16 protein-coding genes are annotated in these 18,193 nt (G+C 74.6%); 8 read left to right on the plus strand and 8 right to left on the minus strand.

Annotated elements, in window-relative coordinates; genetic code table 11:
• The first annotated feature begins 70 nt into the window (after window positions 1-70).
• The gene (locus ACGF3J_RS10340) at window positions 71-1,660 is read left to right on the plus strand and encodes an alpha/beta hydrolase (protein WP_393853883.1); all 1,590 of its coding nucleotides are present in this window, start codon (window positions 71-73) and stop codon (window positions 1,658-1,660) included.
• Here ACGF3J_RS10340 and hemQ read toward each other — a convergent pair whose 3' ends face one another.
• Window positions 1,661-2,392, minus strand: a complete 732-nt coding sequence (gene hemQ / locus ACGF3J_RS10345) for a hydrogen peroxide-dependent heme synthase (RefSeq protein ID WP_161332426.1) — start codon at window positions 2,390-2,392, stop codon at window positions 1,661-1,663.
• A gap of 4 nt (window positions 2,393-2,396) precedes the next feature.
• A complete protein-coding gene (gene hemG / locus ACGF3J_RS10350; RefSeq protein ID WP_393853884.1) occupies window positions 2,397-3,887 on the minus strand; it encodes a protoporphyrinogen oxidase in 1,491 nt (496 codons plus the stop codon).
• Window positions 3,888-4,054: 167 nt separating this feature from the next.
• On the opposite strand from hemG, the gene ACGF3J_RS10355 reads away from it, so the two are divergent.
• Window positions 4,055-5,023 (plus strand): DUF4349 domain-containing protein, encoded by a 969-nt coding sequence (locus tag ACGF3J_RS10355; protein ID WP_393853885.1) that lies wholly within the window; start codon window positions 4,055-4,057, stop codon window positions 5,021-5,023.
• Window positions 5,024-5,050: 27 nt separating this feature from the next.
• Window positions 5,051-6,451 carry an FAD-dependent oxidoreductase gene (locus ACGF3J_RS10360; protein WP_393853886.1) on the plus strand — a complete coding sequence of 467 codons (1,401 nt, stop codon included), beginning with the start codon at window positions 5,051-5,053 and terminating at the stop codon, window positions 6,449-6,451.
• Between the two features lie 17 nt (window positions 6,452-6,468).
• Here ACGF3J_RS10360 and ACGF3J_RS10365 read toward each other — a convergent pair whose 3' ends face one another.
• From ACGF3J_RS10365 to ACGF3J_RS10390, 6 genes are all read right to left on the minus strand, one after another.
• A complete protein-coding gene (locus ACGF3J_RS10365; RefSeq protein ID WP_393853887.1) occupies window positions 6,469-6,816 on the minus strand; it encodes a hypothetical protein in 348 nt (115 codons plus the stop codon).
• A gap of 99 nt (window positions 6,817-6,915) precedes the next feature.
• On the minus strand, window positions 6,916-8,145 hold the full coding sequence (locus ACGF3J_RS10370; protein ID WP_393853888.1) for an MFS transporter: 1,230 nt from the start codon (window positions 8,143-8,145) through the stop codon (window positions 6,916-6,918).
• Complete coding sequence (locus tag ACGF3J_RS10375; RefSeq protein WP_393853889.1) at window positions 8,145-8,705, minus strand: GNAT family N-acetyltransferase; 561 nt, start codon at window positions 8,703-8,705, stop codon at window positions 8,145-8,147. Before ACGF3J_RS10375 ends, ACGF3J_RS10370 begins: the two co-directional genes overlap by 1 nt.
• A complete protein-coding gene (locus tag ACGF3J_RS10380) occupies window positions 8,698-9,918 on the minus strand; it encodes a type III PLP-dependent enzyme (protein WP_393853890.1) in 1,221 nt (406 codons plus the stop codon). The genes ACGF3J_RS10375 and ACGF3J_RS10380 overlap by 8 nt, the downstream gene beginning before the upstream one ends.
• The gene (locus tag ACGF3J_RS10385) at window positions 9,915-11,240 is read right to left on the minus strand and encodes a DUF6271 family protein (protein ID WP_393853891.1); all 1,326 of its coding nucleotides are present in this window, start codon (window positions 11,238-11,240) and stop codon (window positions 9,915-9,917) included. The genes ACGF3J_RS10380 and ACGF3J_RS10385 overlap by 4 nt, the downstream gene beginning before the upstream one ends.
• On the minus strand, window positions 11,222-12,307 hold the full coding sequence (locus ACGF3J_RS10390) for a phytanoyl-CoA dioxygenase family protein (RefSeq protein ID WP_393853892.1): 1,086 nt from the start codon (window positions 12,305-12,307) through the stop codon (window positions 11,222-11,224). The genes ACGF3J_RS10385 and ACGF3J_RS10390 overlap by 19 nt, the downstream gene beginning before the upstream one ends.
• A 487-nt stretch (window positions 12,308-12,794) precedes the next feature.
• Here ACGF3J_RS10390 and ACGF3J_RS10395 point away from each other — a divergent pair, with 487 nt between their 5' ends.
• The 5 genes from ACGF3J_RS10395 (at window position 12,795) to ACGF3J_RS10415 (ending at window position 18,192) form a co-directional block, all read left to right on the plus strand.
• On the plus strand, window positions 12,795-14,330 hold the full coding sequence (locus ACGF3J_RS10395) for a glycoside hydrolase family 3 protein (protein WP_393853893.1): 1,536 nt from the start codon (window positions 12,795-12,797) through the stop codon (window positions 14,328-14,330).
• A gap of 224 nt (window positions 14,331-14,554) precedes the next feature.
• Complete coding sequence (locus ACGF3J_RS10400; RefSeq protein WP_386933849.1) at window positions 14,555-15,208, plus strand: HAD family hydrolase; 654 nt, start codon at window positions 14,555-14,557, stop codon at window positions 15,206-15,208.
• Window positions 15,209-15,332: 124 nt separating this feature from the next.
• A complete protein-coding gene (locus ACGF3J_RS10405; protein WP_393853894.1) occupies window positions 15,333-16,400 on the plus strand; it encodes a monodechloroaminopyrrolnitrin synthase PrnB family protein in 1,068 nt (355 codons plus the stop codon).
• Entirely contained in the window at window positions 16,397-17,527 is a 1,131-nt protein-coding gene (locus ACGF3J_RS10410) for a hypothetical protein (protein ID WP_393853895.1), read from the plus strand. The genes ACGF3J_RS10405 and ACGF3J_RS10410 overlap by 4 nt, the downstream gene beginning before the upstream one ends.
• Window positions 17,524-18,192, plus strand: coding sequence for a class I SAM-dependent methyltransferase (locus tag ACGF3J_RS10415; protein WP_393853896.1), 669 nt, complete (start codon window positions 17,524-17,526; stop codon window positions 18,190-18,192). Before ACGF3J_RS10410 ends, ACGF3J_RS10415 begins: the two co-directional genes overlap by 4 nt.
• Window position 18,193 lies beyond the last annotated feature (1 nt).

Here is an 18,193-nt window from a genome sequence, read left to right on the forward strand (position 1 = left end):
GTGCTTGCCCTGCCCGGCGGGCGAACCAAACATCCCTTGTGACACCCCCGTGCCACGGAAGGGATACGCGATGCGAGCTGCCGCCCTCTACTCGGCCGCCGGGTCCTTGCTGCTGACCACCCTCGCCACCACCACTCCGGCCCAGGCGGCCCCGCCCGCCCACGGCTCGGCCGAGGCGCGCGGCACCGCCGTGGCGGCCGGGCGGGCGGCGGCGGCCGGCATCGAGTTCGGCAGCTGCCCGAAGGCCAAGGACCTGCCGGGCGGCATGCGCTGCGGCACGGTCGGGGTGCCCCTGGACTACGCGCACCCCGACGGGAAGCAGCTCCGGCTCACCGTCAGCCGGGTGCGGGCCACCCACAAGGACCCGGGGAACCCGAAGCGCAAGGTGCCGCGACAGGGCGCCCTCCTCTACAACCCGGGCGGTCCCGGCGGCTCGGGCCTGCAGTTCCCGCTGGTCGGCCTGGTGCCCGAGTGGAAGCGGATCGCGGGCGCCTACGACCTGGTCGGATACGCGCCGCGCGGGGTCGCGCCCTCCGCGCCGCTGTCCTGCCAGGACCCCGGCGACTTCTTCAAGGGCCCGCGCCCGGCCCCGACGCAGCCCTCGGACGCGTACAAGAAGGAGCGCGCCGCCGAGGCCGAGGCGTACGCGCGGGGCTGCGCCGCCCGCGCCGGGGAGTCGCTGCGGCACTACCACTCGCTCAACAACGCCCGTGACCTGGAGGTGGTGCGGGCCGCGCTGGGCGAGGAGCGGCTGTCCTTCATGGGCGCGTCGTACGGCACCTACCTCGGGGCCCTGTACGCCGAGCTGTTCCCGGCCCGGGTGCGGCGGATGGTGTTCGACTCCGTGGTGAATCCGGACCCGTCGCTGGTCTGGTACCGCAACAACCTCGAGCAGTCGGAGGCGTTCGAGGACCGCTGGGACGACTTCAAGGCGTGGATCGCCGGCCACGACGCCGTGTACGGCCTCGGGGACACGCCGAGGCAGGTGCAGAACAGCTACGAGGAGGCGAGCGAGCGGCTCGCGGCGGAGCCGGCCGGCGGAACGGTGGGCCCCGCCCAGTTGCAGGGGGCGTTCCTGCGGGCCGGGTACTACGACGACTACTGGCCGCACCGGGCCGAGGCGCTGTCGGCGTACCTGAAGGGCGATCCGCAGCCGCTGATCGACCAGGCGGGGACGCGGACCGCGAAGGGCGCGAAGGGGGCGGAGAACTCCAACGCCGTGTACACGGCCGTCGAGTGCAACGACGCGGCCTGGCCGACCGACTTCGAGGTCTGGGACCGGGACAACACGCGGCTGGCGCGCCGGGCGCCCTTCGAGACCTGGGACAACGTGTGGACCAACCTGCCGTGCGCCTACTGGCGGGTACCCCGGCAGCGGCCCCTCGACGTGCGCACCGTGCCCGGTGAGCTGCCGCCGACGCTGATCCTGGCCGCCGAGCGGGACGCGGCCACCCCCTACGAGGGTGCGCTGGAGCTGCGGCGCAGGCTGTCGGGTTCGGTCCTGGTCACCGAGCGGGACGCGGGTACGCACGGCATCGCGGGGGGACCGAACGCCTGCGTCAACGGCCACCTGGAGGCGTACCTGCTGGAGGGCCGGCTCCCGGCGCGGAACGCGTCGTGCGCCCCGCGCCCGGAACCGGAGCCGAGCCCGGCGCCCTGATCAGGCCAGCCCGGCCACCAGCTCCGCGACGTCCTTGCGGCGCCCCGTGTAGAACGGGACCTCCTCGCGGACGTGCATGCGGGCCTCGGAGGCGCGCAGGTGGCGCATGAGGTCGACGATGCGGTGCAGTTCGTCGGCCTCGAAGGCGAGGATCCACTCGTAGTCGCCGAGCGAGAAGGAGGCGACCGTGTTGGCGCGCACGTCCGGGTAGCCGCGGGCCATCTTGCCGTGGTCGGCGAGCATGCGGCGGCGGTCCTCGTCGGGCAGCAGGTACCAGTCGTAGGAGCGCACGAACGGGTAGACGCTGATGTAGTCGCGGGGCGTCTCGTCGGCCAGGAAGGCCGGGATGTGCGCGCGGTTGAACTCGGCGGGGCGGTGCAGCGCCATGTTCGACCAGACCGGCTCCAGCGCGCGGCCCAGCTTCGTGCGGCGGAAGAGGTTGTACGCCTCCTGGAGCTGGTCGGCGGTCTCCGCGTGCCACCAGATCATGAGGTCGGCGTCGGCGCGCAGACCGGACAGGTCGTACGTGCCGCGGACCGTCACGTCCTTGGCGGCGAGCTGGTCGAACAGCTCCTGGACCTCGTCGGCGTAGCCGGCGCGGTCCTCGGGGAGCGCGTCCTTGAGCTTGAAGACGGACCAGAGGGTGTAGCGGATGACCTCGTTGAGGTCCTTGGCCAGCTTGCCCTTGTTGGGGATCCGGCCGGCGGCAGCGGTGGAGGCGTCGTCACTCATGCCCCTATTCTCCCGCTCCGCCGTGCGGACTCCGCACCGGGTGGGCGGTCGGCCCGTCCACGTCGCGCGGGCCCCCGTGAATCCGGTCCACGGCCGCGTACGCGCTCGCGATGCTCGCCGGGATGCCGACGCCGTCGTAGGCCGCCCCGCACACCGCGAGGCCCGGGAGCTTCGCGACGTGCCCGCGGACACGGGCCACGCGCGCGTGGTGGCCGACGGGGTACTGGGGCAGGCCGTCCTGCCAGCGGGTGACCCGGGTGGCGACGGGTTCGGCGGTCAGCCCGGTGGCCTCCCCGAGATCGTGCCGGGAGGCGGCGACCAGGCCCGCGTCGTCGCGGCCGAGGATCTCCGACTCGCCGTACCGCCCGACGGAGGTGCGCAGGACGACCAGGTCCGGGTCGTCGTCGGCGATCCAGCCCCACTTGCGGGAGGCGAAGGTGGACGCCTTGATGGTGTGCCCGTCGACCGGCGGCACCAGGAAGCCGCTGCCCGCGGGCAGGGCGGCGGCGTCGGAGCGGCGGTAGGCGAGGGTGATCAGGGCCATCGAGGCGTACTCCACCGCGGACAGCTCGGCGGCGGCCGCGGGCGCCTCGGCGCGCAGCAGATCGGCGGCGGGGCGGGCGGGGAGGGCGACGACGACCGCGCCGGCGTGCAGCACCCGCTCGCCGGCGACGATCCGCCAGCCGTCCGGGGCCGTGCGGCGCAGCTCCGTCACGGGTGCCCCGGTGACGATCTCGCCGCCGCGCGCCCGGACCGACTCGGCGACGGCGAGGGGCAGGGTGCCGATGCCGCCCTCGATGCCCATGAACACCGGGCCGCTCGCCGGTGAGGTGGCCGTCCGTCCCTGGAGGGCGCGCACCGCCTCGGTGAGGGAGGTGTGGTCGCGGGCCGCCTCGAAGAGCTGGGGCACGGCGGAGCGCAGCGAGATGCGGTAGGCGTCGCCCGCGTAGACGCCGCCGAGCAGCGGTTCCACGAGGCGGTCGACGACCTCGCGGCCGAGGCGCACGGCGACGTACTCCCCCACCGCGACGTCGTCGCCCACCTCGGTGCGCGGCAGGTCGGCGTCACGCTCGATGCGGGCCAGGCCCTCGTCGGAGAGGACGCCGGCCAGGGCGGCGGCGGTGCCGGGGACGCCCATGACGTGGCCCTTGGGCATGGGGCGCAGCGCACCGCGGGTCCACAGGGAGGCCGACGCGGTGGCCGGCGGCTGGAGGCGGTCGGCGAGACCGGCCGCGCGGGCCAGGCCGACGGCCTCGGGGCGGCGGGCCAGCATCGACTCGGCGCCGAGGTCGACGCGGACGCCGGCGATCTCACCGGGCAGCAGCTTGCCGCCGACCCGGTCGGCGGCCTCCAGCACGGTCACCCGGGCGCCCCGCTCCAGCAGGCGGTGGGCGGCGGCCAGTCCGGCGATGCCGGCTCCGACGACGACGACATGTCCCGGTCCCGGGTCCGGGGCCACGGGAACCCGCCCCGCGGGGGTCTCGCTTGCGCACATGTCCCCCAGCGTCTCAGACCCCACCGGCGGGGCCGCCGCCAGGCCGGTCACGTGTCCGGGCCCCGCGAGTCCGGACCGTGACCTGTTCGGGACCGTTCCGCGCCGGCCTGCGGGCCGCTCCACGCGTCGTAGGAACGACAGTCGTACCGACGATCCCGGGGGCCCCTGTGCGCACATCATCCTTCCCACGACCGCTTCCGGCGCTGGCCGCCCTCCTGCTGGCCGGGGCTCTCGCGCTGACCGGATGCACCTCCGGGGGCGGTGACTCCGGCGCGGACAGCGCGGGCGGCGCGGCCAAGGAGGCCGCTCCCCCTGCGGCCGACGACCGCCCGGGCGCGGCGGGCGGCGACGCCTCCGGTGCCGGGGCGACCGCTCCGCCGAAGGCCGCCGCGACCCACGTCATCCGCACCGCCTCGCTGACCGTCCAGGTCGAGGACGTGCCGAAGGCCCTGGACGAGGCCCGCACCACCGTCGAGAACGAGGGCGGCTACGTGGGCGACGAGGACACCAGCCGGGACGAGGACGGCCGGGAACGCACCCGGCTGGAGCTGCGCGTGCCCGTCGACGCGTACCAGGACGTCCTCGACGGCCTGGAGGGTGCCGGGAAGCTGCTGCACCGGGGCGCGAAGGCGGAGGACGTCACCGACCAGGTCGTCGACGTGGAGAGCCGGGTCAAGTCGCAGCGGGCCAGCGTGGCCCGGGTGCGGGAGCTGATGGACCGGGCGGCGAAGCTCAGCGACGTGGTGACACTGGAGGGCGAGCTGAGTTCCCGGCAGACCGAACTGGAGGCGCTGCTCGCCCAGCAGGCGTCCCTGAAGGACCGCACCAGCCTGGCCACCATCACCCTGTCCCTGTCCGAGACGCCGGTCGACGAGGCCGCCGAGGACGACGACCCCGGGTTCACGGACGCGCTGGCCGGCGGCTGGGACGCCTTCGTGACGATGCTGCGCTGGCTGGCGGTCGCCCTCGGCGCGGTGCTGCCGTTCGCCGTCGTGGCGTCGCTGCTGGTGCTGGTGTGGCTGCGGGTGGTGCGGCCCAGGCTGCCGCGCCGCACGGCACCGGCGACGGCACCCGCCCAGTCGCCGTCACCGGCGGTACCGGCGGCGCGCGGGGAGGAGAGCGGCGCGCGGGACTGAAGTGCCGGGTCCGCGTAGCGTGTTCGCATGAGCATGAGCGCCGCGGGCGGTACGAGAGAGCGACTGGTCGTGATCGGCGGTGACGCCGCGGGGATGTCCGCGGCGTCACAGGCCCGCCGGTTGAAGGGCCCGGAGGAACTGGAGATCGTGGCGTTCGAGCGCGGCCACTTCAGTTCGTACTCGGCGTGCGGCATCCCGTACTGGGTCGGCGGCGACGTGGCCGACCGGGACCAGCTGATCGCCCGTACGCCCGAGGAGCACCGCGCCCGCGACATCGACCTGCGGATGCGCACGGAGGTCACGGAGATCGACGTGGCCGGCGGGCGGGTGCGCGCGCGTGACCTCGATTCGGGGGCGGAGTCCTGGACGCCGTACGACAAGCTCGTGATCGGTACCGGGGCGCGGCCGATCCGGCCGGAGCTGCCGGGCGTCGACGCGCCCGGCGTGCACGGGGTCCAGACCCTCGACGACGGTCAGGCGCTGCTCGACACGCTCACCCGCACGCGCGGCCGTCGCGCGGTGGTCGTCGGTGCCGGGTACATCGGCGTGGAGATGGCCGAGGCGCTCATCCAACGCGGCTACGAGGTGACGGTCGTCAACCGCGGCCGGGAGCCGATGTCGACGCTGGACCCGGACATGGGCCGCATGGTGCACGAGGCCATGGAGGGCCTCGGCATCACCATGGTGAACGGCGCCGAGGTCACCGAGGTGCTCACCGGGGACGACGGCCGGGTCCGGGCGGTGGCCGCCGAGGGCGCCGAGTACCCGGCGGACGTGGTCGTGCTCGGCATCGGCGTACGCCCCGAGACCTCGCTGGCCGAGGCCGCCGGGCTGCCGCTCGGCGCGCACGGCGGGCTGCTGACCGATCTCGGCATGCGGGTGCGGGGGCACGAGAACATCTGGGCGGGCGGCGACTGCGTGGAGGTGCTCGACCTGGTCTCCGGGCAGTCGCGGCACATCCCGCTGGGCACGCACGCCAACAAGCACGGTCAGGTCGTTGGCACCAACGTGGGCGGCGGTTACGCCACCTTCCCCGGCGTGGCCGGCACCGCGGTCAGCAAGGTGTGCGACCTGGAGATCGCGCGCACCGGGCTGCGCGAGAAGGACGCCCTGCGGGCGGGGCTGCGGTTCGTGACGGCCACGATCGAGTCGACCAGCCGTGCGGGCTACTACCCGGACTCCTCCCCCATGACGGTGAAGATGCTCGCGGAGCGGCGCACCGGCCGGCTGCTCGGCGTCCAGATCGTCGGCCGCGAGGGCGCCGGCAAGCGGGTCGACATCGCCGCGGTGGCCCTCACGGCCGGGATGACCGTGGACCGGATGACGGCCCTCGATCTGGGGTACGCGCCGCCCTTCTCCCCGGTGTGGGACCCCGTCCTGGTCGCCGCCCGCAAGACCGCGCGGGTGGTGGAGGAGCGGCGCGGCTGACTCCGGCTCCGCCGGTGCTACGCGGTGCCGTTGATCCGGTCGATGGCCTGCCGTGCCTGCTCGGCCGGGGGCCGCGCGGGCAGCGACGACACCGATGCGGGTGCCGTGCCGGACGCCGACGCGGCCACCGCGGGCGGCTGTTCACCGGCCGGCCTGGCGTGCGTCGCCGCGGCCCGCGCGGAGCGCAGCCGGTGGCTCACCGCCTCGTCCAGCGTCACCGGACGCTGCATCTGCGCGGCCAGCCGCCCGGCCTCCTGGCCGAGCCGGGCCACGTCCTCCCAGGGCAGGCGCAGCACGAGGGCGACCTCGGCCTCCCCGTCGGGCAGGGCGTGCATCGCCGGCGCCGGTGTGACCCGTTCGTTCATCGCCTGATCCTCACGTCGTCCCCGCGTCCGCCTTCCCCGGGCCGCGGGCGGTTGTGAGGGCATACGTACGCGCGGCCGGGGGCGTTCAAGGGGGCGAGGTCAGGCGGGGGTGGCGGCCTCGTCCGGTACGGCCGGTGCCGGGGTCCAGCGGATGCGGGTGCTGCACAGGGCGACGGCGCCCGCGGACGCCGCGACGGCGCCCATGCCCCAGGCCAGGCTGCTCGCGCCGGCGATGAAGCCGATGAGCGGCGGCCCGGCCAGCAGCCCGGTGGTGCCCATGGCGGCGACCAGGGTGAGCGCGTCCGAGCCCTGGCGGGCCGCGGCGGCGTAGACGCAGGGGGTCACGGCGGCGATGCCCAGGCCCATGCAGGCGAAGCCCGCGAGGGCCGGTGCGACGCCACCGCTGACCAGGGCGAGGGCGAGGCCGGCGGCGGCGACCGCGCTGCCGAGGAGGACGACCCGGCCGTCGCCCCAGCGGGCCCGCCAGCCGTCGGCGAACAGGCGGGCGACGACCATCATCCCGGACACCACGGCGATGCCCAGGGGCGCGAGTTCCGCCGACGCCTCGGCGACGTCCTCGAGGTAGAGGGCGGACCAGTCGTTCATGGCGCCCTCGGCGACCGTGCCGAAGACCATGGCGCAGCACATCCACAGGGTCAGGCTGGAGGGGATGTTCCAGCGGCGGCCGGCCGGTTTCCCGCCGGTGGTGGCGGCCGCGTCCGCGGGGGCCGCCTCGCCCGCCCCGTCCGCCGGCGCCTCGTCGTCGAGGAGCCCCGTGCGGGCGGCGGCGCCCAGGGCGACCAGGAGGACGACGGCCACGCCGAAGTGCGCGGCGACGGAGCCGGTCGCGGCGGTCATGCCCGAGGCGAGCAGTGCGGCGAGCAGCGAGCCGGCGGAGAAGGTCGCGTGGAGCTTCGCCATGGTGTTGCGTTCGTGCCGTGTCTCCAGTGCGGAGCCCTGCGCGTTCATGGCCACGTTCAGGCAGCCGACGAGGACGCCGTCGGCGCACATCACCAGCAGGGCCACCGGGTAGTTGGGGGCCGCCGACAGGCCGAGCAGGAGCAGGGCGAGGCCGAGCTGGGAGAGCAGGCCGAGCCGCCGCGAGCCCATGCGCCGCATCAGCCACGCCACCAACGGGAACGACACCGCCGCGCCGACCCCCGCGGCCATCAGGAGCACCCCCACCTCGGCGGCGCTCAGGTCCAGGTCGGACTTGATCGCCGGGATCCGCGCGGCCCAGGTGGCGTACTGGAAGCCGAGGGACAGGAACAGCGCGGCGATCGCCAACTGGCCGCGCAGGAAGGGGTCGTGGACACGGGACACGCGCATCAGCTCACTTCGCGCAGGGACGGGGACGGACTCGGGGGCGGGGAGAGGGACGGGTGGGCCGGGACCGGCCTGGACATGTAGACGGCCGCGCCGCCGTAGGCGCCCTCGGGCACCACCCCCGGCTCGGCCACGAAGCCGCGCGCCGACCAGAACCGCTCGGTGCCGCCCACGGCGACCAGCGAGATCCGCTCGTCCCCACGCGTCCGGGCGGTGCCGGTCAGATGGTGCAGCAGGTGCCGCGCCAGCCCTCTGCGGCGCAGGCCGGGTGCCACGACGATGTCGTGCAGGTGGAGGTTGCCGGCCGGTAACGCCGTCGCGGCCTCCTCCGCCTGCGTCAGGTCCGGGTAGCGGTGCGGCGGGTAGGGGAGGGCCAGCAGGTATCCGGCGGTGCGGGCGCCGACGTCCACGACGAAGCAGGTGTCCGGCGAGGCCGCCGCGCGGGACTCCAGCGCCGCCCGGCCCTCGGACAGCCCGAGGCCCGTGTAGGCGTCCCGCTCCAGCGCCACGACGGCGTCCCAGTCCCGGTCGGCGAGGGGCCGGACGCGCACGGTGTCAGTCATCGGCGCCGGTCCCCTCGGGGCGGTCCGCCCAGGCGTACGGGAGCGGGGCGACGCCGTTGAACCCCAGGGTCGTGTAACTGGTCGCGTAGGCGCCCGCGGACAGCACCCAGACCGGGTCGCCCGAGGCGAGTGCGCGGGGTACGGGCACCAGTCCCTCCTCGTGGGAGTAGGCGTCGTCGCTGTCGCAGGTGGGTCCGGCGACGACGGCCCGGACGGTGGGCCCGTGGGGGTGGGTCGGGAACACCAGCCGGTACTGGAGGGCGTCCATCTCGTACAGGCCGTTGAACTTGCCGCAGCTCAGGTAGAGCCAGTGCCGGCGTTCGCCGTCGGCGTCCCGGCGTTCGGTGAGGCGGGCGACGTGGGCGCGGATCGCACCGTGGTCGGCGACGAGGTGCCGGCCGGGTTCGATGACGAAGTCCAGCGGTCCGCCGTGGATCCGGCGGAGTTCGTCCACGCCCTCCCGGATCACCGCGAAGATCTTGTCCAGCGGTGGGTCGAGAGGGGCGCCGCGCCGGTCGCGGTAGCCGAGCGCGGGCAGGCCGCCGCCGAGGTTGACGTGGTCGACGCGGATACCGCGCCGGTGCAGGGCGCGCAGCACCTCGCCGAGGTCCTCGACGGCGGCGTGCCACGCCTCGCCGGTCATCTGCTGGGAGCCGACGTGCACGGACAGGCCGGCCGGGACCAGACCGGCTTCCCGGGCCCGTTCCATGACGCGGACGGCGTCGCCGGGCGAGCAGCCGAACTTGTTGCTGAGCCCCCATACGGCGCCCGCCCCGCCGGTCGCCACCCGGCAGAAGACGCGGGCGCCGGGGGCGTGGCGGGCGAGGGCGGCGACGTCCTGGACGCTGTCGGTGGCGAAGGTGCGGATGCCGAGCCGGTACGCGTCGGCGATGTTCCGGTCGGACTTCACGGTGTTGCCGTAGTGCACGCGTCCGGCCGGCACTCCGGCGCGCAGCGCCTGTTCGATCTCGCCGGGACTGGCCGCGTCGGCGCCGGCGCCGCGGCGGGCCAGCGCGGCGAGGACCTCGTCGACCGGGCAGGCCTTCATCGCGAACCGCACCTCGACGCCGGGCAGTTCCCGGCGCAGGGTGTCGTACCGCTGCTCGATGCCGGCCAGGTCGTAGACGATGCGGTCCTCGGTGGCGGCGGCGAGGGCGGCGGCCAGGGGCTCGGCGAGGACCGCGCTCGGCACCGGGCCCGTCAGCGCGCTCACCGCGGCGCCACCGGCGGCCGGACCGGGGGCGTGGCCTTGGCGGCGGCGACCAGCCCCTGCCACGCCTCGGTGAGCAGGGCGAAGTCGGCCATGTCGCCGCGTGCCTCGTCGAGGAGCCGTTCGCGCCGGCCGGCCAGCAGGTCGGCGAAGTCGGCGTACGGGCCGCCCAGGCGCCGGTAGGCGGTGTCGAGGGCGTCGAGCCTGCGGACGTTCTCCGCGGTGTCCAGGCTGGTGCTCTCGCGGGCCAGGGCGGCGACCGCGGTGGGGCGGGCCCGGCCGTGCTCGTCCAGGAGGGTGTCGCCGGCCTCGGCCATGCGGTCGTAGACAAAGTGGAAGTAGAGCATCGACAGCAGGAACTTGGCGAAGCGGGTCTGGTAGGCGAGGAATCCCGGGCCGGTCCGCCGTTCGCCGGTGTAGTAGTTGACGATGTTGCGGTTGTGCAGCACGCCGGGCAGCCGGGCGTCGTGCACCAGGTGGATGAGGAAGTAGTCGCTGCCGATGGTGTCGCGGGCGGGCGGCAGCGGCACGCGCTCGCTGACCGTCTCCCCGTGGAAGGCGATGTTGCACATGTCGACCCGCATGGGGTCGACCACCGTGAGCAGCGAGTGGTCCGCCGTGAAGGGGTCGGTGCCGGCGCCGGCGAAGGACTCCTCGACCAGGTCGCGTTTCTGTTCGGGGGTCCAGTCCTCGGGCGCCCACAGGGAGACCACGTCGTGGTAGATGCCGGGGTCGGTGTCGCGTATCCGCGCGATGTCCACGGAGAGTTCGCCCACGAAGGAGCTGCCCACCATGGCGACCCGCCGTGCGAGGAGGCCGTCCGCGAGGGCGGACTCGGTGACGCCGGACACGGCGTCGGCGGCGCGCCTGCCGAGGGAGAGCAGTTCGTGGTGGACGGGGAAGACCGTGCGGCCGTCCACGCTCTGGTAGCGGCTGTCGGAGTCCCTGCGGTGCACGGACTCGCAGCCGAGCGCCGCCGCGATCAGGAAGGCGCGGTTGGTGCAGGCGCCGTAGGACAGGCCGTCGGGCAGCATCAGGTCGAGGAGCAGCTCGGGCTTGGCGCTGCCGGAGCGTGCCGTGACCCGCTCCAGGAAGTCGCGCTGGGCGGCCTCGTCGAGGTGGTGCGCCGTGATCCGGGGGTGCGGGGGCAGCCGCCGCAGCGCCGCGGCGTGGGCGGCGTGGTCCTCGGGCGGGCAGGAGTCGAGGACCAGCAGGTGGACATCGATGTCGAAGTGAGCGGCCGCGTAGGACGCTTCCTCACCGAGTGCCGTGATGGTGTCCGGGCAGTGCCGGTTGGTGGGCAGGGTCAGGCAGATGCTGCGCATGCGGCGTCCCCGGTGGCCTCGTCGGTCGCCTCGTCCGTGCCGGTGCCGGCGTCCTCGTGCCAGGGCGTCAGGCCCAGCAGCCTGGCGCCCAGTTCGTTCAGTTCGGCGGGCCCGTAGCGCTCGGACTCGTGGCGGTGGGCGTCGCCGAGGAGCGTGACGTTCCAGTCGGGGGTGGTGAGGTTGCGCCAGGAGTCGACGCGGGAGTCGCGCAGCCGGTGGTGGCTCTCCAGCGCGGGCATCATCGACAGGTACTGGACGGCGCGCACGCCCTCGCCGGAGACGTTGGGCGCCACTCCGTGGGCCAGCAGGCCGTTCCAGATGAGCAGGTCGCCGGCTTCCAGGTCGGGCCGTACGACGGGCATGTCCTCGCGGTCGATCGCGGGCCGGATCGGGTCACGGCCGTCGGGCTGGAGCGCCTTCCAGCGGTCGAAGCGGCGGAACAGCTCGGGACAGCACTGGAAGCCGCCGTGGTCGGGCTTGGTGTCGTTGAGGGCGATGATGCCCTGGACGCGCTGGGGCAGCACGCCGAGCGTGGTGTCGACGTCCCAGTGCAGATCGATGTCGAAGCCGCGCTCGGGCTTGTCGATGAGGGCGCGGTCGCGGTTGCCGACGTTGGGCGGGTTGAGGTTGAGCCGGTCCAGGGTGACCCACAGCTCCTCGCAGTCCCACACGTCGACGAAGGCGTCGTACACGCGCCGGCTCTGGCGGCTGTCCCAGATGAGCTGATGCTGGTACGCCTCGACGAAGCCGTAGATGTGCAGTTCGCGGTCGAGGTCGGAGCGGTACTCGCGGTCCTGGTACCAGGTGTCGGGCCGGTCCGGGTCGAGGCCCTGGAACTCCCAGGCGAAGTCGAGCAGCCTGCGCGCGGAGGAGGCGGGTATCGCCTCCTTGACCACGACGTAGCCGTACGTCTGCCAGTGCGCGAAGTCCTCCTCGGACAGCACCCGCAGCGGGCGGGTCTTCTCGAGGTCGCGCAGTTGGGTGCGGGCCAGGTAGGTGTCGGCGTCCGCGCTGAAGTAGGGGATGTCCGACGGGGCTCGGTGGAGGTAGGAATCGGGCGTCGCCATGTGGTGCTCCAGATCCTCGCCGTCGCACCGTGCGGCAACGGCGGTGTGTGCGGCGGAGGTCGGGCCGTCGCACATCAGGTCGGTGGGGGCAGCGGGGCCCGCTCGCGTCCGGGGGCGGAGCGGGGCGACGAGGGCGGCTCGGACGGACGGGGCTCTCCCGGTTCAGGGGCTCGCCCGGTCCGCGCCCTCGTCCGGAATGGTCGTCTCGTCCGGGGTGGTCGTCACGGAAGTGGTCGTACGGAAGGCGTCGCGAGCGGTCTTCGCAGCCCGGCCGCGGCAGGTGTCCGGCGCGGAAACTGGTGTCCCATGTGTCCCTCGCCGAACTTGCGCCTCACAATGGACTAGACCAAGGGAGAGTGTCAACACCCCTCCCGACGAGGAAAGTTGTTACTTCCGAGTTCGGCGCCGCCCCTCTTGACAGGCCTGGTTAACCTGAACGCGCACCCCCTTGGTCTATACCAAGAAACGTCACCGAAAGGCGCGCCCGATGGCCTCCAGCAAGCACAACGGCGAGCTGCGCCGGCTCGCGCTCTCCGTCCTCCAGCCGGGTTTCGTCGGCACCGAGGCGCCCGACTGGGTCCTGCGCGACATCGGCGACGGCCTGGCCTCCGTGGTGCTCTTCTCCCGCAACATCGTCTCCATCGAGCAGGTCGCCCGACTGACCGCGCGACTGCGAGCGGAAAACCCGGAGTTGATCGTCGCCATCGACGAGGAGGCCGGTGACGTCACCCGGATCGAGTCGGCCACCGGATCGTCCCGGCCGGGCAACTTCGCGCTCGGCACGGTCGACGACACGGAGCTGACCGAGGCCGTCGCCGCCGACCTGGGCCGGCAGCTGCGCACCGCCGGGGTGAGCCTCGACTACGCGCCGAGCGCGGACGTCAACTCCAACCCCGACAACCCCATCATCGGCGTACGCTCCTTCGGCTCGGACCCCGACGTGGTCTCCCGGCACACCGCCGCGTGGATCCGGGGCCTCCAGTCGTCCGGCGTCGCCGCCTGCGCCAAGCACTTCCCCGGCCACGGAGACGTCGCCGTCGACTCGCACCACGACCTGCCGGCCTACGGTGCCGGGCGGGACGACATCGCGGCCCAGGCCCTGCCCCCGTTCCGGGCGGCGCTCGCGGCCGGGGTGCGCGCGGTGATGAGCGGCCACCTGCTCGTGCCCGCCTACGACCCCGACCTGCCGGCCACGCTCAGCCGGCGCATCCTGCGGGACCTGCTCCGCGACGAACTGGGCTTCGACGGGCTGGTGGTCAGCGACGCCATCGAGATGGGCGCCGTCACCCGCCGGTACGGCATCGACGGCGCCACGGTGAAGGCGGTCGCCGCCGGGGTGGACGCGATCTGCGTCGGCGGCGAGAGCGCCGAGGAGGCCACGACCGAGCTGCTGGTCAAGGCGCTGTCCGCCGCGGTCGCCGCAGGTGAGCTGCCGGAGGAACGGCTGGCCGAGGCGGCGGGCCGGGTACGGGAGTTCGCCGGCTGGTCGGCCGCGCTGCGGGCGTCGGCCGGAGGCACCGGAGAGAAGGGCGGCGACGGGGAGACGGCCGGCGACGGGATCGGGCACCTCGCCGCCCGCCGCGCCGTCCGGCTCAGCGGGGCCGCGCGCGAGGCGCTGCCGCTGACCGCCGCGCCGCACGTGGTCGAGCTGGCACCGGTGACGAACATGGCGATCGGCAACGAGACCCCGTGGGGCGTCGCCGGTCCGCTGCGCGAGCGGCTGCCCGGCACGACCTCGGTGCGGGTGCACGACGAGGACCTGCGCGGGGGCGCGCTGGAGCTGACGAGCTGCGCCCTCGAACCGGCCGCGGGACGCCCCCTGGTCGTCGTCGCCCGCGACGCGGCCCGCCACCCGTGGATGAGCCGCGCGGTGACCGGCCTGACCACGGCCCGCCCCGACGCGATCGTGGTGGAGATGGGCCTGCCGGGCACGGCGACGGCGGCGCACGCCCAGATCTTCACGCACGGCGCGAGCGCGGCGTCGGGGGTGGCGGCGGCCGACGTGCTGACGGGGAAGGGCTGACGGGGGGCGCGGGGTGCCCCGCGCACGGGGCCCGGTCGAGCAGGGCCCGAACAGGACCCGAGCAGGGCCCGCCCCGCTCTCGAGCCGCGCTCCCGAAAGGCTGTTGAAGTAGGCGGCGTTGCCGCTTAGAGTTCAATGGTCCAGACCAAAGGGCGGGGCAGGGCGGCACATCAATGGGGGCCGTCCGCTTCGCCGTGCACGGGGGACGGGGGATTTGATTCATCGTGAGGGCACAGGACTTACGCCGGCTGATCGTCCTGGATTTCGACGGGGTACTGCTCGACACGGAACGCACCGGCATCGACGTCTGGCGTGACCTGCTGGGCGACAGTGCGCCGGAGGCACGGGGCGCGCTGAGCGTACGGACCGACGGCACGCTCGACCGGGACGCCCTGCGCCGGGACCTGACCGACGCACTGGGCCGGCGGCGCACACGGGCCCTGTGGTCCGAGTTCGAGCGCCGCAACCGCGCCCGGGCCGACCTGCTCGACGCCCGGCCCGGCGTGCGCCCCTTCCTCGCCCACTGCCGGGAGCGCGGGCACCGCCTGGCGATCGCCTCCGGCAACGGCCGGGACTGGGTGGAGGGACACCTCCACCGGCTCGGCATCCGGTCCGCCTTCCACTCCGTGCACTGCGCGGGCCCCGGCGTGCGGACCAAGCCCGCCCCCGACACCTACCTCGGCGCACTGCGCGCCTGCGCCCCCGCCGGGCCGGCCTCCGGGCTCCTCGCCGTCGAGGACTCCTACGCCGGTCTGGCCGCCGCCGGCACCGCGGGCCTGCCCGCCGTCTGGCTCACCGACGCACCGGACTCGGCGCTCCCGCCGGGCTCCGTCGCACGACGCGTGCGCGCGCTGGACGAACTCATCGGCACCGTCTGACCCGCCGGGCACCGACCGCACCACCGACCTCCGACCGGGGACCGCGACCGGGCCGCACCAGGCCCCGTGACGCCGTCACCGCCGTCGAACCGCGCTCTCACCCCACCAGGAGACTGCGATTTCCGTGCTGCTCGCCTCACCCATGCGCGAACTGGACCAGCTCGTGGCCGGTTCCGACCCACTCGACGCCGCCCGCGACGCGCCGCGGCTGCCCGCCCTCAACCGAGCCGGTGACATCGCCGGCCTCGAACGGCTCGCCCGCACCTGGCACGGCCGGGTCGCGGCGAACGTGCGCGACACCGTCACCGCCGGCGCGGCCCTGCGCGACCTCGGATTCGCCCTCGCCTCGCTGGAGCGCCACGGCGTCGATCTCCGCCGCGTACCAGGCGCGGAGGAGACCCTGCTGCGCCTCGGCGCCCTCACCGGCGAGGTGCCCCGCGACAGCGTCTACACGTACGCCCTGCGCAACCCCGAGAACGCCGTACGCTCCTTCACCGAACTGCCCGAGGAGGCGCTGTTCATCCGGGAGGTGCGCACCGCCGGCGTCGCCCTGCGCCCCGCGGTCGACGCCCTGCTCGAAGCACTGCCGCTCACCGCGGAGGACCCCGGGCTGCCGGAGCTGCTGGCCGAGGCGACCCGGGGCTTCACCGTCTTCGCCCAGTCGCTGCTGGCCGTGAAGCGGGCCATCACCCCGCAGACCTTCTCGGGTGAACTGCGCCCCTACTTCCCGCCGATGACCGTCGGCGGCCAGGTGCTCTACGCGCCGGGCGGGGCGCAGATGACCCCCCTGCTCGTCGACATCCTGCTGATCCGGCCGGAGCCCGGCGACCAGGCGGAGGAGTGGTACGAGGGGTATCTGCGCGAGAACCTGCCCTACCTGCCCGCCGCCTACCGCGCGGCGAGCGACCGGGCCCGCCGCCATCGGCCCCTGCTCCCCCGGCTGGTGGACGAGGCCACCGCGCACTCCCCGGTCCGGCCCGCGGCCGGGCGCGCGCTCGCCGGACTGCGCTCGCTCATGCGGGAACTGCTCCGCTTCCGCCTCCCGCACCTGCAGCTCGCCAAGGCCAACATGAACATCCGCCCGGACGGCTCCCTCGGCAGCGGCGGCTACACCACCGACTCCCTCGACCACCTGGCGGAGCTGACCCTCGCCCGCCACCGCCTCCTGTCCGGCGCAACCACGGAGAAGTGACCGACGTGACCCCCACGGCCTCCGGCCCGTCCACGCCCACCCCGGCCCCCCTGTTCGCGCCCTTCACCCCCGGCACCGTCCACCACCCGCTCGCCACGCCCCCGGGCCCGGTGCGCCCGCCCGCCGACGAGGTGCGCGTCCGCTACCCGACCCGGCTGAACGCCATGGCCCTCCAGCCCGGGGCGATCGCGGGCGACAACAACCTCATCTACGACGCCGGCGAGGTCGTCCTCTCCGTCGCCCGGTACCACCACGTCCACGTGCGTCCGCGGGACCCCGGTGCCGGACTGGCCCTGGACCCCGGCGTCCGCAGACCCGACCTGGTCGAGCACGCGGCGCTGATCATGTGCGCCGCGCTCGGAGTCGCACCCGACCTGGCGATCGGCGTGGAGAGCGACCCGCTGCCGGTGCACGCCGGGTTCGGCTCGAGCAGCAGCCTGATCGCGGCCGTCGCCGCCGCCGTGAACCACCTGTACGGCTGCCCGGTGGACCGCGCCGACCTGCTGCCGTACCTCACCGGCAACCACGGCGAGGAGCACGGCGGCAAGCCCGGTCTGCTCACCCCCGTGCAGTGCATCGGCGGGTCGGCCGCCTCCGGGCTCTACCCGGGCGGCGTGCAGGTCGTCGCCGGACGCGGCACCGTCGTGCTGTCCGTGCCCGTGCCCGAGCACCTGTCCCTGGTCATCGGGGTGCCCCGGAGCCTGGAGGAACGCCCCACCGACGAACTGATGGCCGCCGAGGTCGCCCACTTCGACCGGTTCCGGGCCACCGGCGAACGCTGGTCGCCCACCATCGCGTTCCGGATGCTGCACGAGGCCATGCCGGCCGCGCTCCGCGGCGACCTCGCCCCGCTCGGCTCCCTGGTCTTCGACTACCGGTTCCGGATGGGCAGCATCGAGAACTGCTCCTTCTCGCACCCCGGCCTGACCGAGCTGGCCGGCGAAGTGGAGTCCCTGTGGCACGAGAAGGCGGCGACCGTGCTCGCCCTGTCCTCCGTCGGCCCGGCCTTCTTCGCCCTCACCGACGAACCCGCCCGCTGCGCCGAGCGCTTCGCCGAACTGGACATGGACGTGATCCACGCCCGGCCGCACAACGGCACCTACGAGGAGACGGGGTCCCCCCGATGACCGACACGACCACGGCCGCCGGCCGCGCCGCCGCCTACTGGAACTCCCCGGAGACGGTCGCGGAGTTCCGCGCCCTCGGCGTCCGGCCCTACCTCACCGACCTGCTCGGCCGCACCCCGGTCGACGGCCCCGCGCTCGACCTCGGCTGCGGCGGCGGCCGCAACACCGTCGCCCTGCTGGAGCGCGGCTTCGACGTCCTCGCGGTCGACCTGCACGAGGGCATGGTCGCGGCGACCCGGGCCCGCACCGCCGGGTACCCGGACGGGCGGATCACGGTCCGGCAGGGCGCCGCCCACGCCGTCCCGGCCGACGACGACGCCTTCGCCCTGGTGGTCTGCTACGGCGTCCTGCACAACGCCGTCGACCGGGCGCAGTGGGACACGGCGGTCGGTGAGATCCGCCGGGTGCTGCGGCCGGGCGGCCGGCTGGCGCTCAACACCTTCACCGCCGAGACCCTGGACCCGCGGCTGCGGCCGGGCACCGGCGAGGGCCAGTACCTGCTGCCCGACGACGTGCCCATGACCCTGCTGCCCGACGCCGCGGTCCTCGACGCGTTCGCCGGGGCCGGACTGCGCCCCGAGGGCGGCACGCACAGCTACGTGCGCGACCTCGACGTCGGCCCGCGCGCCGTCCTGCGGTGCGTGCTGCGCCGGGAGGAGGACTGAC

The sequence above is a fragment of the Streptomyces sp. NPDC048171 genome (genome assembly GCF_043202655.1).
In the GTDB taxonomy this organism is placed as follows: domain Bacteria; phylum Actinomycetota; class Actinomycetes; order Streptomycetales; family Streptomycetaceae; genus Streptomyces.

Coding starts and splice junctions, on each gene's coding strand:
- ACGF3J_RS10375 (WP_393853889.1), bottom strand. CDS start 8,705: ATGACTGACACCGTGCGCGTCCGGCCCCTCGCCGACCGGGACTGGGAC.
- ACGF3J_RS10365 (WP_393853887.1), bottom strand. CDS start 6,816: ATGAACGAACGGGTCACACCGGCGCCGGCGATGCACGCCCTGCCCGAC.
- ACGF3J_RS10360 (WP_393853886.1), top strand. CDS start 5,051: ATGAGCATGAGCGCCGCGGGCGGTACGAGAGAGCGACTGGTCGTGATC.
- hemG (WP_393853884.1), bottom strand. CDS start 3,887: ATGTGCGCAAGCGAGACCCCCGCGGGGCGGGTTCCCGTGGCCCCGGAC.
- ACGF3J_RS10370 (WP_393853888.1), bottom strand. CDS start 8,145: ATGCGCGTGTCCCGTGTCCACGACCCCTTCCTGCGCGGCCAGTTGGCG.
- ACGF3J_RS10385 (WP_393853891.1), bottom strand. CDS start 11,240: ATGCGCAGCATCTGCCTGACCCTGCCCACCAACCGGCACTGCCCGGAC.
- hemQ (WP_161332426.1), bottom strand. CDS start 2,392: ATGAGTGACGACGCCTCCACCGCTGCCGCCGGCCGGATCCCCAACAAG.
- ACGF3J_RS10415 (WP_393853896.1), top strand. CDS start 17,524: ATGACCGACACGACCACGGCCGCCGGCCGCGCCGCCGCCTACTGGAAC.
- ACGF3J_RS10340 (WP_393853883.1), top strand. CDS start 71: ATGCGAGCTGCCGCCCTCTACTCGGCCGCCGGGTCCTTGCTGCTGACC.
- ACGF3J_RS10395 (WP_393853893.1), top strand. CDS start 12,795: ATGGCCTCCAGCAAGCACAACGGCGAGCTGCGCCGGCTCGCGCTCTCC.
- ACGF3J_RS10390 (WP_393853892.1), bottom strand. CDS start 12,307: ATGGCGACGCCCGATTCCTACCTCCACCGAGCCCCGTCGGACATCCCC.